10 protein-coding genes are annotated in these 15,485 nt (G+C 56.6%); all 10 read right to left on the reverse strand.

Annotated features, from left to right (window positions below; translation table 11 throughout):
- Positions 1-20 precede the first annotated feature (20 nt).
- Complete coding sequence (gene brxL, locus ACSBOB_RS09145; protein WP_442582110.1) at positions 21-2,129, reverse strand: BREX system Lon protease-like protein BrxL; 2,109 nt, start codon at positions 2,127-2,129, stop codon at positions 21-23.
- The gene (locus ACSBOB_RS09150; RefSeq protein WP_442582111.1) at positions 2,126-4,654 is read right to left on the reverse strand and encodes a PglZ domain-containing protein; all 2,529 of its coding nucleotides are present in this window, start codon (positions 4,652-4,654) and stop codon (positions 2,126-2,128) included. The genes brxL and ACSBOB_RS09150 overlap by 4 nt, the downstream gene beginning before the upstream one ends.
- Before the next feature lie 102 nt (positions 4,655-4,756).
- Positions 4,757-6,664 carry a hypothetical protein gene (locus ACSBOB_RS09155; RefSeq protein WP_442582112.1) on the reverse strand — a complete coding sequence of 636 codons (1,908 nt, stop codon included), beginning with the start codon at positions 6,662-6,664 and terminating at the stop codon, positions 4,757-4,759.
- Positions 6,664-8,553 carry an Eco57I restriction-modification methylase domain-containing protein gene (locus ACSBOB_RS09160; protein WP_442582113.1) on the reverse strand — a complete coding sequence of 630 codons (1,890 nt, stop codon included), beginning with the start codon at positions 8,551-8,553 and terminating at the stop codon, positions 6,664-6,666. The genes ACSBOB_RS09155 and ACSBOB_RS09160 overlap by 1 nt, the downstream gene beginning before the upstream one ends.
- Before the next feature lies 1 nt (position 8,554).
- Complete coding sequence (gene brxC / locus ACSBOB_RS09165) at positions 8,555-12,181, reverse strand: BREX system P-loop protein BrxC (RefSeq protein ID WP_442582114.1); 3,627 nt, start codon at positions 12,179-12,181, stop codon at positions 8,555-8,557.
- 25 nt (positions 12,182-12,206) lie between these two features.
- Positions 12,207-12,782 carry a BREX protein BrxB domain-containing protein gene (locus ACSBOB_RS09170; RefSeq protein WP_442582115.1) on the reverse strand — a complete coding sequence of 192 codons (576 nt, stop codon included), beginning with the start codon at positions 12,780-12,782 and terminating at the stop codon, positions 12,207-12,209.
- Positions 12,763-13,548, reverse strand: a complete 786-nt coding sequence (locus ACSBOB_RS09175; protein WP_442582116.1) for a DUF1819 family protein — start codon at positions 13,546-13,548, stop codon at positions 12,763-12,765. The genes ACSBOB_RS09170 and ACSBOB_RS09175 overlap by 20 nt, the downstream gene beginning before the upstream one ends.
- A gap of 1 nt (position 13,549) precedes the next feature.
- Positions 13,550-14,053, reverse strand: coding sequence for a BrxE family protein (locus tag ACSBOB_RS09180; RefSeq protein WP_442582117.1), 504 nt, complete (start codon positions 14,051-14,053; stop codon positions 13,550-13,552).
- A 113-nt stretch (positions 14,054-14,166) separates the two neighbouring features.
- The gene (locus ACSBOB_RS09185; RefSeq protein ID WP_442582118.1) at positions 14,167-14,358 is read right to left on the reverse strand and encodes a type II toxin-antitoxin system prevent-host-death family antitoxin; all 192 of its coding nucleotides are present in this window, start codon (positions 14,356-14,358) and stop codon (positions 14,167-14,169) included.
- A gap of 341 nt (positions 14,359-14,699) precedes the next feature.
- Positions 14,700-15,428 carry a hypothetical protein gene (locus tag ACSBOB_RS09190; protein ID WP_442582119.1) on the reverse strand — a complete coding sequence of 243 codons (729 nt, stop codon included), beginning with the start codon at positions 15,426-15,428 and terminating at the stop codon, positions 14,700-14,702.
- Between the last annotated feature and the right edge of the window lie 57 nt (positions 15,429-15,485).

Genomic DNA, 15,485 nt, shown 5'->3' on the forward strand with positions numbered 1-15,485 from the left:
TGAGCTCTAAGGAGTAATGCTCAAGCGATCTCACCGCCCGGAGTGCGGTATATATCGACCTTCGTTTCCAAGCACTTGCGCAGGCTCAAATCGTGCGACCCCACCTCGAACCATCCGCCAGGCTTCTGATAGAAGTCGAGACCACGGCCAATCTTAACGACCCATCCGTTGTCTATCCGGATCTCCCGGTCATGCAGATTGGCGTTGAGATTGATTTCAAGCACAACATCAAGCTCTAGCAGGCTCTGTTTGAGCTCTTCGAGCTTCTCGGAGATGTCGGCGAACTGCGTCTTGTCATCGTAGCTGGTCACCAGCGTAATCTTCTTCGCGACGCTGTGACGGAGAACCGTTTCGCAGAACCTGACGAAGTTCTGAATTTGATGCGGCATCCGAATGTAGGGATCTTCGATGACCAACGCCGTCGCGCCGCGCAAATATGGGCCAAGGATAGACTCATAACTATGGCCGGTGTCGCCATAGAGGATGGTGAAATGCTGCTCCCTCAGCTCAGGGGCAGCTATATCGGGCGCGGGTGACGGCACATCCGTCAAACCGACCGGCGGCGGGCTACTTTCTGAAGCAGCAGGCGTACTCGGCACCTGACTCTCACCAATCGCGTCTGCCCCGTTCTGCCGCAGGCGGCGTCGCGCGGGCTGCTGGGTTGCCTCAGCGTTCTTAGATTCAGGGCAATAAACGACAACCTCTTTCCCGGCTGCATCGAAATAGGAGAGCCCGATTTTGGCAAACTCGTCATCCGGTTTGCGCTTGTTCATCTGCTCCTTAACCCGGCGCCGGCATTCAACCGCATAGGAGACGTATTCATCGAACTCCTCGTCAGTCGGCGGGCCGTTGGGATGTAGAATCTTGAGGAAGGCGCAGATTGTTTTCTTGATGCCCTTCTCGTCGCGCCCTTCCACGGCCTTGCCCAAACGAACGCGGCGGCTGACTTCCTCGTACCGATTTGTGTGTTTGAACTGGTAGTGGAAGGCCTCTGCCAGGTAGTCGGTAATAAAGCCATACCGGCTGGTTAGGAATGAGCTGCTGTTCTTGGGCATTTCCCAGCCGGGGATATAGGCAGCAAAACGGTCCATAACGGCGAGATCGAGCTCAGGCGGCAACGGCTGGAACAGATCATACTCCGTTGAGTTCACGACCTGCTGCACCGATAGATCGATGTTCCCGACAAAGCTAAGGCTTGCATCGGCGATGACTTCAGCGCCGCGCGAGAAGCGGCCATTCGCCATAAAGTCCTTCATAATCTGGATTGTGTCAGGGTCACGGACCTTGATGCCGCCCACTTCGTCGAAAGCAACGGTATCCCAGTAACCTACCAGACCTACTTTGCGGCGGGCGTTATTGTAGAACAGCGTTGCTTTGGTTGCCTGACCGCCAGAGATAAGCGTGGCGTACGGCGAGAATTCACTGAAGAAATACGATTTGCCCGTTCCGCGGGGCCCAAGCTCAATGTAGTTGTAGTTCGGCTCCACCAGCGCAGCCAGTCGCGCGATGAAATGCATCTTCACGCGGTGATCGAGCTTTGAAGGCTCCAAGCCGACCGAACGCATGATGGCATCAATCCACTCGTCGCGCGTGAAGCCGTTTCGTCCCTCGACGTAGCGAGCGAAATCAAATCGCGACAGCTGAATTGGACGCAAATCCTCGATGTAGAAGGCGTAATTATCTTCCTCGATATCGTTGTGGGTGAGCGTGACCTCCGCCCAGATTCCGCCTTCGAGCAGCCGGTCATTGTCGCGATAGAACTTTTCGCCAATCGCTATACGCTGAGAGTTGAAATTCTCCAGGGATGCCCAGTGCCGCTTCTCTTTCTCGACATAGCGCACATGCACCTTGTCGATGAAACGGTGGCTACCTTTTGTAGCAACCTTCGACTGCGCGGCATTCGCCTCATCAGGACGCACGTAGTTATCCTGCAGCGTCGCGAGGACGGCCTCCATGCCGGCGTCGATCTCCGCCTGGCTATCGCTTGCGCAGAAGCGAGCAAGCAAGAACTCCAGAACGAACGTGGGCACGTTCGTCCCCTTCTTGATCCGATGCAGGAGATCTTTGCGGACCACCTTTCCGTCGAAGGCTGCAAGAAGCTTCGTATCGAGTTGGTCGTGCTCACTCATACGGTGTAGTCCGTCTCAAGGGTAAGGGTGAAAAAGCTAGCCAGGGTCGTCGGATTCAAGGCCTTGACCACGAACTTGCCCTCAAATTCGCGGTCCATGCCCAGAGCAATCTGCTTACGATCGCCGGGCTTAAGAGTAATGGTATGAGTGGTAGGATTCACATCAGCGCCTGGCCTCGGCTCACCGACAACCCGGCCCTTCGTATCCTGGGCCTCTAGCAGGATTTCAACGCTGACGTCCCGCGAGAACATATCGTCCGAATTCAGCGCCACCTCGATGACGGGAACACGAGTCGTGATGCGGGTTGCGCCATTGCGATAGCTGAGCTCCACGGAAGACCGCGAAACCACTGCTTGCTCCCCAGAATCGAGGCGCGCAACAAGCACTGGAACGACGGCCTCAGCCAGCGACGCGCCGCCATGGAAGTAGAGATGGCCGCTGCTGTAAGGGGCCATGCTCCTTGGCAGTGCCGCTTGCATTGCGTCAGTGCGGATGCCTATCCGCTCGGCCGGCACAACGAGATTGTTGCTGTCCTCGTTGCCCGTACCCAGAAGCATACGATCATGGGCATTGACGACCCACTTCCCCAGGGGCTTGGCGCAGACATCACCATGATCCGCCTGGGCGTTAAGGAAGAACCCGTGGTCCGTCACAATCACGGCGTCGTTGAAGCCCATGCCCCTCAGCTTGTGGAGCGCATTGCGGACAAACTTGAGCGTCGACGGGATTAACCCAAGGGTCGTCTCTGGATTGTTCTCAAGCTGGCTGTCGATTTCCGTCGACCGCAAGACCAACAGATCAACGGTGGCTGGAATCTTGGGTTTCCCACGAACAAAGTCGCCAAGGGTCATTTCGCTAAAACGATCCCCAAATTTCCGCCGAAGGACGTCCATCCGGGCGCTAACATTGGGGACCGCCACGCCCCCAAGCTTTGGCACAAGCGCCTCGGTTTCGGTCGCAAGCGTCAGCTGCGATCTGGCATCCGGCAGCAAGCTGGCCATGCCGACCGGTGTAATGGTGGGCAACTGCGCATAAGCCGCGTGAAGCTCAACCGGCCCGTCTTCAGCTAGCATTTTCTCCAGGGCGACGCCGAGCTCATAGCGAAGAGCATCAACCAGGATGTATGCCACCCTTCGCCCCGCATCCTTAAGACGCGACCCGACAAAGCGGTCGAATGTCTCCGCATTAGCAAGCCGCTCTGCCGGCGGCCAACCGCTCAGCGCCAAGTGCTTCATAAAGATGGTCTGCACTTTCTCAGCCAATCGGCGATAGCGCTGGCGAGATTGCTGAATGACCTCATGCATCATCCCATGGGGATCGATAAATTCCCCAACAGCCTGCTCAAATTCTCGATGTACACGGTCAACTTCACGCAGCGTGGTCACATAGAAATCGATCAACTCCGACTGCGTGCGCGCACGATCAGGAAGTTGCCGCTCGTAATCCTCGCAAGCCTCGATGAGATTGAGACCCGAGCGGACCAACTCCCATTGCGCTTGGCTCTCACCCTTGCCGAGCCAGACAGAGTTCTTGTGCCGAGCCAAAACCTTGCGCGCCGCATCGAGATCACCCGTCGTGATGCCATTGATGGCTACACTGAGATAAGTGCGCTCTTCGAACGGAAAGGTGTCGCGCTCCCCGAGATCCTCAATCGAGGCGCATTGCTTCTGCAAATCCAGCTCTGCCTCTATGGTCTCGGCGCGCTCGATATACGCCGACCGCCACCGCGGGTCGTTGCGCAGCCGCTCACAGACATCCTCGACCACTGGCCGCGCCTCGATTGGGGCATGGGGAACGCCTTTGATGGATTCAGGTAGCGCACCGGGCAGATCGAACACAAACTCGCTAAACAGCACAAAACGCCAGAGCTCATCGGCCAACGCGCTCCAAGTCTTGCCACGTGTCTTCACGGTCATGGACAGCGTTGCACGCAGGAACTCCCGCGCTTCATCGGGCCAGCCTTCCTGCCGCTTCAATTCAGCAGCCTGCTTGTCATTGGGCACGAGAAGGGCGGTTAGGATTTCCCGACCCGACTCCACACCTAACGCCGACCGAAGATGAGGCCAGCTAGCACCGCCCCCAATGGCATCGATAACCGAGAATGCCGGGCCTGACGGCGTAGCCGCAAACGCCTTCCGGATCTCAGTAGTATGGTCTGGGCGAGCACGGAGACACAGGCTCAGATATTCATCGCCATCATTCTGCGGAAAGACTGCGCCACACTTTGAATATATGGAAAACGGGTCAATCTGCATCGCCTCGTCGGTGTCTGGCTTACGCGCAGGCACATAGATGAGTACGCCTTCGAGGGCAGGCTCAGCCTTGCCAAGATCAACAAGAGCCGTGAGGGCCGCCTGACGCGCCTCAATTCCGCTCTCGGACGCATCCACAATGAGCACCTGGTCGCTCGCCAGGCTTAGGCATTGATCGCGATAGCGATGTTCCGGGTCATAAACGACCATGCACCCCGCCTGCCGAAGGCGCGGGAGAAGGATTTGCTCCTTGATGAAATGTGAAATGCTCATCAGTTCAAATCTCTTCTAAATATCCATAATTAAAGACACTATATTCGCCATATTCCAAAGCTTGGAAGAAACAAACGGGCGTTGCAACACTATATTGCGTCGTCATTCCCCGCCGCCTTTCTTCTTCCTCTTGCCAGCCGCCGCCGATGAACTGGGCTCATAGAGCCGTTCCAAGTCGTGGGCGATGGCGAGCGACTTGTCTGTCTTACATTTCTCGCGCACACGGTCCGGCCAATAGGCCATGGCGAGATGGGCCCAGTCGTAGTCCCCCTTCTCAAGTTTCGTCCACGTGTCCTTCAACACCTTCTGCCAAGGCTTGTGCTGGAACAGCTGCCACAGCGGCGCGGCGGTGATTTGGACACCATCATCATGGTTCGGACCATAGGTCGGGGCGATCCGCAGCAAGGTATCGCGCAACTCGATCAGCTCCAGCTCCAAGCCCTGCAGCGCCTCAAAGGTTTTCTCGTCATCCCTCGACCGGCTACTTCCCTTCTCACGCAGAGCGGCAGCATCGCGAGCAACCTGTTTCAACTTCGGTTCCACGAAGTCGTTGACGGCGGTATAGAGCGTTTGGCTTGTCAGGCTGGGATAGTAGAGCCAGAGCGTATAGCTGCCCGAATTGGTCGAAAGCGGCCAATAGATCGGAGCCTTGCGGCGGCTCTTGCTGTATTGCTTCAGGTGCAGCGGGAAGAAGTCCCGCTGCAGCCAGCGGCGCACGTCATCAGGCACCTCCGCGTCGACGCGGTCAAGAACTTCTCCGATCAGCCGGACCAGATCATGCGGGTGGCCCTGATCATCCACCAAGATGCCGCTGTGGTTATGGAAGGGTGCGGCGCCGTCGGGCAGCATGCCTGGGCTCTTGGCCGGTAGCGGATCGAACGGTTCGGGTTCGGGGGGGGCATCGCGCTCGCCCGTCGCGAGCTGCCAGTCAAAGCGACCGAAGGTGACGCCAACAGCCCAAGTTAACAACGCATCAATTTGATTGACCTGATCTGAAAGGCTTGTCTCGTCAAGTTCTTCGTCGTCGATCTCGTCATCCTGCAATACCTCGGAGATGGTGTCGGACGTATCGAATGCCAACTCTCGTTCTGCATCGCTGAAACCGAATAGTTTGAACGCAATATCGTCAATCTCTTCTAAGATCCCCGAAATACGTCCTCTTAGGGTGTCTGCATTCTGCTCGCGCAATTTAGATATAAGAATCTCCGGCAAGAGAAAGGCATTCGAAGACTCATTGCCCTGGTCTATTGCGTGAGAAAGACGCCAACCCAAACGAGATAGCTCTCCTAATCGACCATCAAACTCATTCGGCACAGGAAGAGCCTGTAGGTAGTTGTAGGCCTTATGCTGCGCGCAAACCTTTGAAAGCCAATATGCGACGGGTCGAGAATTGAGCAACCCAAGCAAAGTCCATGGCTCTATACGAGAACCCTTGGTTGCGATCGCCGTTCCCTCAAACGAGAAGACATGCTCTGCAGGCATTACCTGTACTGAAAAATTGGTTGTTCGCTTGCCATAGGCAAGTCCTGGCAAGAAGTAATGCTCTTCGGCTTGTATCTTGAAGCCATAGTTACCATTCAGGTACGGATAGCGATGACATATGTCCGCCTTGGCTTCGGCGCCGCCCTCTCCCCAATTGAAGCGGAAGTAGCTAGGCTTATAGAATGGAGAATAAGGTGTTCCGTGAGCCATAAATGGCCATGCTCGAGGGCCCTTCTTTTCAACGGTTTCGGGAAGTATCTCCCACCAAAGCCGATGATAACGCGTTGCCGCTCCAATGCCTTGGCGTGCGTCAGCGCCAAGTGTTGATAGTGTTTGCCCTTTAGCAGCCAGATCTAGAAGAGGGCGAGCCACAGAGTACAGGAAAGCAGCGCCATCAATCGCCGAAAAGCTATCTGTGTTCCGTTCAAAAGTGCTTCGCCCCGGATGTCCAGACCGAAATGTTTCAATCTGGGATAAAAGGGCTTGCCCCTTATCTTGATGTTTTAGAAGCCCAATAAATACCGACATTACTTCACCACCTGAAGGCTGTACGCGGCCACCTCAACGTTAGCGTCGTCCAATACGCCTTCACCAAGGTCTGCAAATGCAGAAACGTCCGTATGCTTTAAGAGTACATTTGTACGCCACTTTTTATAGCTTGATAGGAAGAACGCTGTTCGCGAGGTTATTGCCCCAAGCAAGCCATTCCTTCGGAGTATCTGCACCGATCGCTCAACAAAAATGGTCAGGAGGTTCGTCTTCGAGTTTGGATAAGCAGCCTCAAGGAGGTCTTTTGTTTCTTCCGAAAGCTCGCCGAACGGCGGATTCATCACAACCACATCAAACACCTCCCGACAGAGGTCAATCATCCTCAGGCCTTGCAGTGCGTCCTCGGCAAACAGCCTTCCCTGATAGGTAGATCGCGCCGCGCGGGCGTAGTTTGTCAGCGCCTCGCGCAGCCGCGTCTCAGCCGTCTGCCACTGCGCCATATCTTCGGTGCGGAACAGGCCGCCGTGCTCGCCAAAAACCTGGCGGATTAGCGCGGGGAGCTCCTTCTCGACCTGCAAAAGCACCCCAAGCTCGGGCAACCCCTTGAGCATGAACAGCGTCCGCTCGAACAGCTCGGCGTCCAGGGGATCGAGCTCCTCCATAAACCGTTGGCGCATGTCCATCTCGGCCGGTGGGGCCACTGCCGCCACGACTTGGCCTTGGCCCACCTGCGGCCGCTCCTTGGCCTTCACGCCTGTCTCATGCCAAGTTCGCTGCGCCCGCAGCCACAGCGCTAGCGATGCAATCTGCGCCGCCCGAGGGTCGATGTCGACGCCGTATATATTACGCTCGATTATCAGCCTCGGCACATCGCGTAGGAAGGTATCGTGGTCCGGATAGGTCTCCGAGAGAGGCCTCAGATTGGAGTTCCCCCCGGTTTCGCGATCCAGCGCCCCGGGGCCATGAGCCTGCTCCCACGCCCATGCTTCGCGGTAGATCTCTTCGAACAGGTCGAAGGCATAAAGTCCAAAATGCATCGAGCCACAGGCGGGGTCGATCAACTTGACTGTACGCGGGTCACGCAACCGCTTAGCGGCCTCAGGCTGCTCGTCTGGCTTTACCAGCAGATACTGGCAACGATCGCGCAGCGCGGTTTGCCCGCCCGTCCAATTAAACCAGAGCCGTCCCAATGTGTTGTCGACCAGGAACTCGACCACATAGCGCGGCGTGAAAAATTGGTTGCGCACAGCAAGCTCGCGGCTGTCGCGCGGCGCGGGGGACGCCTCACGCATAGCTTTGCGCTCTTCCTTCGAGTTGAAGTACTGGTAAATCCAGCCAATCGTCTCGTCTTCAGCCCAGAGAGGATCGATTTCACCGTGACTGATCAGAGACAGAATATGAACAAGTGCCGTCTCACGAGGGAACAAGCGCCCCTGAGGCGAATAGCGATCAAAGAGGGTCGGCAAATCCTGCGAAAGCTCGTCAAAGACACTCAGCAAGTAAGTCCGATAGGCATCCCCAGTTTCACCGAGACCGCCGCCCGCCAGGCGGGAATAAAGTTGAAAGCCCTTTGCCTGATAGCCGTTACCAACCGACTCAATTAGCAGCCCACGCGCCTCAGCCATCCGCAGCGCTGCCAGACGATTGAGGACGGTGAACGCCTGTTCGCGAACGATACGGTCGAGGCCAGCGGTCGTGTCCGTCCCCGGGCGTGCGCAATAATGCGCCAGCGTATCACGCAGGATGCGCGCCGTTTCACGCTGAGCGTCGTTTAGGTGACGCAAGTTCTCTATCGGCGTGACTGTCCCAGACGCCGGATCAAGCCCGTAATCGAGCTGCAGCTGGCGGGTGAACTCCTCTTCGAGTGCTTTACGCGCCTCATTCACAAACCGCTGCAAGCGATTGCGCGTCGCCTGATCGAAAGCCATGCTACTTCTCTCCCTCGATGATGAGCGAGAGCTCGACATCCTGATAGGCCGAGAACTGACCGCGAAGCTGGTTCAGGCGCTGAATCAACGACTCCAGGTCGGCGAGGGTCGTTAGCTTTGCAGGCAGCGGGACCGCTTCAGTCAGCTTCTTGGGACCATCCTCAGCCATACCCTTCTGCTGCTGCGCGACGCGCTGCAAAACACGCTCTTGCCCCTGCCGCTGGATTGAGCGGCGCAGCTCATCAATGGTGCTGTTGATATCATAGTCGCGGGTTAAGAGCCGCTTCAGACCGGCGAGGTCGTGCCCGACGCTGATCTCCAGGCCATCCAGCCTTGAAGCAACATTGCTCTTTTCCTCTTGCGTCAGCTCGCTCCATTCCGAAACGCGCTGCAGGTCATCGAGACCGTCCTTAAGCCGCTGCTTCTGCTGCTCTGCCAGAGTGGCAACGGCGTCCCTGACGCGCCCCTTGGTCTCAGTAAGCTGAGTGCTGAAATCTGCCGCATGACGATAGAACTCATCGGTCGCAAGCCGCTCAGTGACCGATTTCAAGGCTTCGTCCGAATCGCGGCGCAAATCGCCTGGAATCCCAGTATCAGGCAGCTGGGCGATTTCTCGGCAGTGGTCCTGAAGCTCGCGCAAGGTGGTTTCAAGACCATTGTCGAGTGCGCGCTTGACCTCGTGGGCCCACTTCAAATTGTTGTAGATCGACGAGTCCTCAGCCCCCAACCGCTGCGGAGCATCAGACGCGTCGGTGAAAAGGATATCAGCGATCTCCTGATTCATCCCCTTCACACGGTCGCTTCCGCCGAGCCCGAGGCGGCTCAGCCGTTCAGAAAGCGTGCCATACTCCAGCTGGAACTGCGTAAAGTGCTTGGCTGTCGCCTTGCTTATCTCCTGCTCCAGCGGAATGACGACGTCTCCAACCAGATCGGTCAATCGCTGCGCAGCCCGGCCCAGGGTTTCATTAGACGGTCGCTCGTGACGAAGGGAAACGCCGACCTGACGGAATGAAACATTGCTCTTGAGCGCTTCAATCGCCTGGGTTCCGGCAGCAGTTACTTCTCGGCCTGAAACTGTGAGCTTCACTTCGCCGGCCATGAGCATGGCCGCAATGATGTAGCGGGTCGTGTCAGGCGACCAACCGAACGGGTCGCTTGAGAAGTCATCCAGCAAGCGTTTCCCGTTGGCGATGCCGTGGCGGTCCAGATAGTCGCGGATGCTGATCATCGCACGGTGATCCGTGCGGAAGCTGGCTTTCCCAGCAACCGTCTGGACCAGCCCTAAGGGGTCAAGTGAGCTTGCAAGGGCGGCGGGATTCGCCACCTTGAGGAATCTCTCGGCATTGTCTGTGGAAACGCGGACTGGGGCTTCTGCATATCGATCAAAAACCTCCGCCGCCACCTTGCCCAGCAGCTTCTTCGAGGCATCCAAAAGGTCGGGCTCAAGCGCCGCAACGGCGGTTGCCTCTCCGCGGAAGACAAAAGACCCGGACTGCAGCGCCTGTTTGATCCTGCTTTGAAGCTGGAGCGCTAACTTGGCTGCGCGCTCCAGCTGGCCGGCGCAATAGTCCCTGATTTCTTGCTCTGGATCGTTGCGATGAAGCTCCGCGATCCGCTGGCAACGATAAATTTCTCCATTGAGCTCATCGAGCTCTGGATTAGTCCGTGCGACTAAGCCGATCACATTGCGGTTTTGCCGTCCGCGAGAGTCATCGAGCATACGCGTCCGCGCCGTCTCCGCGTCGTCAGGCTTAACAAACTCGACGACGGTTTGGATGGCGTTCTGATCGCCAGCTACGCTGGTCACAGCGCTGCCGGACTGAAGCTTGAGCCCGGTAGCTACCGCCATTGTGCCGTGGAGGGTGTGGCGCGGGAGGGGGTCGAACACCTCGCGCAAGTTCGCGGCGAAAATGCTCTTCAGATCGACGGTTCTGAGGGCGATGCCGCCCCGCTCTTCCTCGATGTCACGCAAGCGTTCACTCAAGAAGACGAGATTGCCGTCCTTTTCGCCAAGAGGTACGCGCACGTTGGCAAGCATCTCATCGACGGCTTTTCTCACCTCTTCAAGCCGCGAAGGCGCCGTTACACTCGGCTGCATCAAGGCAGCAACATTCTGGACTGTTACCGGCAGGTTCCCCAGGATCTGGAGAATGGCGATGGTCTTAGCCACCTCCAAATGGAGATCACTGCCGAAGTACTCAATCCTTACCTTGTCGACCGATTGGTAGATGGACGGGAACGCGCGGCGAATATCCTTTTCTAGATCGTCAAAGAGCGTAACGGTTGTGGCAAGCCAGCCCACGGGCTGGTCGGCCATCGGCTTTGAGCCGCCCTCGCCCTTGAGGACGTCTTGAATGACCTTGATGGCTGAACGCAGACCGATGCCGCCTGTCGATTTGGCCAGAGCTCCCAACAAATGGAGCAGGATATCGAAGTGAGCCGGCAAGAACGGGTAGAGGTTGATGAAGCTCTCGCGGCTGAAATCGGCGTCGTAGTATTTGGCGTCTTGGAGCTTTGTGTTGTGACGCAATGCCTGACCGTGCGCGTCAAACATTTTGCCAAGCTCCGCCGAACCGGAAGCGGATTTTCCCAGGAGACGCCGATAGCAAATTTCCTTGATGTCATTTGACTCAAGATCAATCTGGATCGGAAAACGGTCCTTCAGTTTAAAGAGCTTTTCCGAGTTAAGCGCAGCCCGAGGGTCATCCTCCGTCAGGGTTTGCTGGGCAGTTGATATGATCCAGACCTTGCCATCACCGAGGCGCTTCAGGTTCTTTGCGAGGCCATCAAGGTTGAGAATGAGGTTGTCACGCGACGCGACGTACTGGCCCACCTCATCGATGACGAACAGAATGTTCTCTTTGCCGCTTTTTTCACGCACAATATCGATCATCTCTTGGATTTGTTGATCTTGGGACTTAAGCCAGCCCTTCGTTTCTGCGTTGAAAGATCTCTCATCCGGAAATAGGTCAGGAAGGAATTCGTGAGCAATTTTCGGCATCAAAGCCGACAACACTAGGGGACTGTTGTGAACATCAGCCCATGTCTTGCCTGGGAATTTTTCTGAAATTCGGGCATCGAGTTCGTTGCGTCGACCGTCCTTCTCAACTCTGCGCTCAAAGTCCGCAACAATCAGATTATCTGAATATCCTGCCCACTTCAGAACCTTAAAATATAGAACCGTTGTTACGTCCTCCATCGTGGCGCCAGCGAGCATTTCGCTGGCCAGATCGAGCATTACGACGGCGGCAGGGAACCGCTTCGCGACCGTAGCGAGCAGCGCTTTAGTCTGAGCTTTGTGCAGACGGTCCTGCAGATGATTGATGAACGGCGTTCCGTCGACAGTGCGCTTGTCATCAAAGGCCATGCCGAGATACTTGGTGAAAGAGCTCTTACCAGATCCATAGAAGCCGGAAACCCAGACGCCGATCTCGTTCTCGCCACCGGCTTCCATGGCCAGCTGCATACGGTCCAGAAGCTTACGGAACTGCTCTTCAATGCTCTCCGTAACCACATATTCTGAGATTTCCGCCTTGAGGCGGCTTTCCTGCGAAGCGCCATAGCTAATGACCTTCTCAATATTTCTTTGAATGTCTTTGCTTGGGTCAAAAAGCGTACGGATCGCCATGTTCATCTCACTGCATCAGTTTTGTTTACCCGCCCACATGGACGGAGCGGTAATTGCCATCTTCGGGGTAGAAGCCCAGAAACTTCAGTCGCGTCTTGCCAGTCCTCACGCCGGGGTAGAGGAAGACTGTCGGCACATGGAATTTTCCCTGGAGCTGGCTCTCTATCGCGCCGATGCGCATGAAGGGATGCAACGCCTCCAGGTCTGTCACCAAGACAAGCCCGTTGGGCTTGCCCTCGTGTTCCGATAGAACTGCCTCAAGCCGCGAGAGCAGGCCATTGCCTGTGGCAATGATATCGGCAAGCGCTTTGTTCGAACGCCGCCAATCCAGCGGCGCCGACTTGTCTTCGGCCACACAAAGATCCCAAAAAGGATCGTCCTTCAAAAGCGCCCACAAGTGCTCAGTGATGGAGAAGACTTCGACTTCCCACTGGTCCTGGCGAAGCTTGGAGATCCAGGCAGGGGTCTGCCGTTTGACGTCCAGAATCTGTTCCGGCGGAAAAACGAGGTAAAAAATAGGCTCAAAGCTGGCGTGGCCGAGTTCTCGACCCTGCTTTATGCGCTCACGCAGCTCGTCAAAATCAGCTCTTAGAGAAGACATCGCAGAGCGCCTCCATGCTTTGGTGTTTCCAGCCAATACGCACGACGTCACCAGCTGCTTGAACGATGAGATGGCCTTTCAAGGACAGGCGCTTCAGTTCATCGAGCACATCGTCTCTGTTCATTCCAAAGAGCTGCCAATCCTGATGTGTCAGAATGGCATTGTCTCCCAGACCCTTCAGGTGCAGGTCGTAGGCAAGATAGGCTGATGCCGTCGGCGTAACGCGGTAGGGAAGAATGCGTCTATTCGACTTGAGCCCCTTTTCCAGGAGGCCGTAATCGGCGCAGCAACCCGTGAGATAGGCTGCAACTCTCCGGACGGTCGTCTCTGACCAGCGTTTTGACGTGCGACCATCATCGATCGCGCGCTCAACAAAGGCGCGCGCATCTTCGTTGCTAATCTGCTGATATCCGCCCGCATAACGCGTCCAATAGATCTCTCTTATGAAGTCTCCCAGGATGGGGTTTGCTCTGCTTGTGAACAGCAACATCAACTGCATGAGATCAGCTACCGGCACGGACGCTGTCAGCATCTTAAGGTGGGTGGCCGGGGATGCATCTGATACGAGATAGCGCGGCGCAAAACACTCGGTGACGATATTGCGCAGCCTGCGCGCAGTGATCATCGGGAAGCGTCCGGACTCTCTTGCGACGTCTTGCAATTGCCCCGTGCTCATCCCTGGAACCCATAAGTCCAGGAGGGCCTTGGTCTCTGTGACCAAGCCCAATCCTGCCTGAAGCTGCGTCGTGTAATTTGCGCTGGTCACTTCAGGCTCGCGTCAAATAGGGAAAGGCCTTGCTCCCCCGCTCGAAGGCGGACGCATAAATGCCTGCCATCTGCGCAATGGCATTTGACGTGCGCACTCCGTCAATCTCGCCCAGAGAAACGGGGCCATCTGCAGAGGTTTTGGATGCTGCGCCTATGGCGCGAAGCATATCTAATGCAGCGTCTTTACTCTGGATGAACTCATCTTGGGTTGCTCTGCCTTCATCTCCTGCAAGAGCCGTATGCAGATCATGCTCCAGCTCTTCTGGCAGTCGAAACAGATGATACGACCCGACACTTAGGCTCTCGTCATGAACGAGCTGCGCCGCCTCGGCCACGCCGTGGTACTTGGCTACATGGCTGGTGCGCGGGAAAACAGGTTCGAGAAACGCCTGGCTTGCGGGCTGGTAGAACGAGGTTTTCCACCAACCAAATTGATCGATCTCACCGAGATAGCCGACAAGCAGCCGGACTTTCAGCAGATCACGCAACGAGTCATTCTGCACTGCCATCTCCTTAAAGGCACAGATGGCGAGCGTCGCGAGATAGACGCGTGCACCTCAATCTAACATCGACTTTATTCGCTTTCATCGCCTCGCCCCCCCTTACCAAATCGCCCTCAGCGTTCGACCGAGCTCTTGCGCGAAGACCTCTCCGTGTCCTGCCGCCGATTTAATCGCTCGAACTCCTCGACACTCAAAACCACCACGACAGGCCGCCCATGCTTCTCGACCGTGACAGGCTCAGCGCGCGCCGTGTCAAGTAACAGCCCAAACGCGTTCTTTGCGTCCTTCGCCGACATGGATTTCATAATGCTGGCCCAGCGTGGAATCGGTCCATAATGGCTATTTCAGCGAAGACCCGCAACCGCAAAGCGGTGCGATTTTCCGTAAGATATCAACCGTCCACGATTTATTTCGCCTGCTTCGTCTGGAGCCGTCCGTCGCCCTCACATACTGAGGGGCGGCGGCGGAAACAGATGAAGCGAAGGCCTGCTTTGGTGGTGGGCTCCCGAGCCCTCCTTGCCCTGCGCGAGGGACCGTCACCCGCATGGGCGGAGACCCGTCAGCGGGGCTCCGGGGTCGCGCTGTAGCCAGGGGCGAAAGCGGACCCTAGTGCCCGGTCCGGCCGGTTGCCGGACGCGCCCAACCATTAGGATTTCGGTTTGAGATCCGCAAGGCGCACGCCGTAATCCTGCTCGATCATGTCCAAGACCTTGGCAAGCGCCCTGAAGATGCTGAGCTCGTTGCTGCCGAACTGATAGTGCCCGGTGATCAGGACTTCCGGGGGAATGTCGTAGACCGACGACCGCTTCACGACGTCATCACCGTCAAGAAATTTGACGGGGTAACGGAATGACCGGCCTTCCCCTTCCCAGACACCGCCGGGGCCGTAATTCTGTATTTTGCTGTTATAGCACTCGTTACCGATGATCTGCTCCATCTTGATGAGCAAGTCGCTCATCGGTCCGACCTTCGCCTTCACCGCTTCGGTATGGAGATAAGCATTGACGCCGTTCACGACGGCATCCCGCTGCAAACCATAATCGGCGGGATGCTCCTGGGCGGCTTCCGCTTTCAGCTTGCGAACCATAGCCGCTGGGACATCATCGAACTCTTGCTGCAGCTCCTCAAACGCTGAAATCTCGCCCTCGACAATAGATAGCCGTTCCTCCCAGCTCTCGGTCGCCTCGGCGGCGCCGTCGATAATTTCCTGCCTGACTTTGGCCGCCGCGCCGAAGTCTATCTGCTGCAAAGCCTCGTAGGCGGCAATCTCGGCTTCAACGGCGTGCTGAACCATGTCCGCATCGTCATCCCAATAGTCTTTTGCATATTTACGGATGGCGGCGATGATATCCTTGGGGGCTTGTTTTGAACTCATAGAGACCTCGACAATTTATTACCCAGTATAGGCATGACCAGTGCAATGCGCCCAGAC

The sequence above is a fragment of the Mesorhizobium sp. KACC 23794 genome, assembly GCF_052180275.1.
Classification (GTDB): Bacteria; Pseudomonadota; Alphaproteobacteria; order Rhizobiales; family Rhizobiaceae; genus Kumtagia.

Bases quoted from the DNA above. Each gene is read 5' to 3' on its own strand.
- ACSBOB_RS09155 (WP_442582112.1), bottom strand. From the start codon at position 6,664: ATGTCGGTATTTATTGGGCTTCTAAAACATCAAGATAAGGGGCAAGCC.
- ACSBOB_RS09185 (WP_442582118.1), bottom strand. From the start codon at position 14,358: ATGAAATCCATGTCGGCGAAGGACGCAAAGAACGCGTTTGGGCTGTTA.
- ACSBOB_RS09170 (WP_442582115.1), bottom strand. From the start codon at position 12,782: ATGTCTTCTCTAAGAGCTGATTTTGACGAGCTGCGTGAGCGCATAAAG.
- ACSBOB_RS09160 (WP_442582113.1), bottom strand. From the start codon at position 8,553: ATGGCTTTCGATCAGGCGACGCGCAATCGCTTGCAGCGGTTTGTGAAT.
- ACSBOB_RS09190 (WP_442582119.1), bottom strand. From the start codon at position 15,428: ATGAGTTCAAAACAAGCCCCCAAGGATATCATCGCCGCCATCCGTAAA.
- ACSBOB_RS09150 (WP_442582111.1), bottom strand. From the start codon at position 4,654: ATGAGCATTTCACATTTCATCAAGGAGCAAATCCTTCTCCCGCGCCTT.
- brxC (WP_442582114.1), bottom strand. From the start codon at position 12,181: ATGGCGATCCGTACGCTTTTTGACCCAAGCAAAGACATTCAAAGAAAT.
- brxL (WP_442582110.1), bottom strand. From the start codon at position 2,129: ATGAGTGAGCACGACCAACTCGATACGAAGCTTCTTGCAGCCTTCGAC.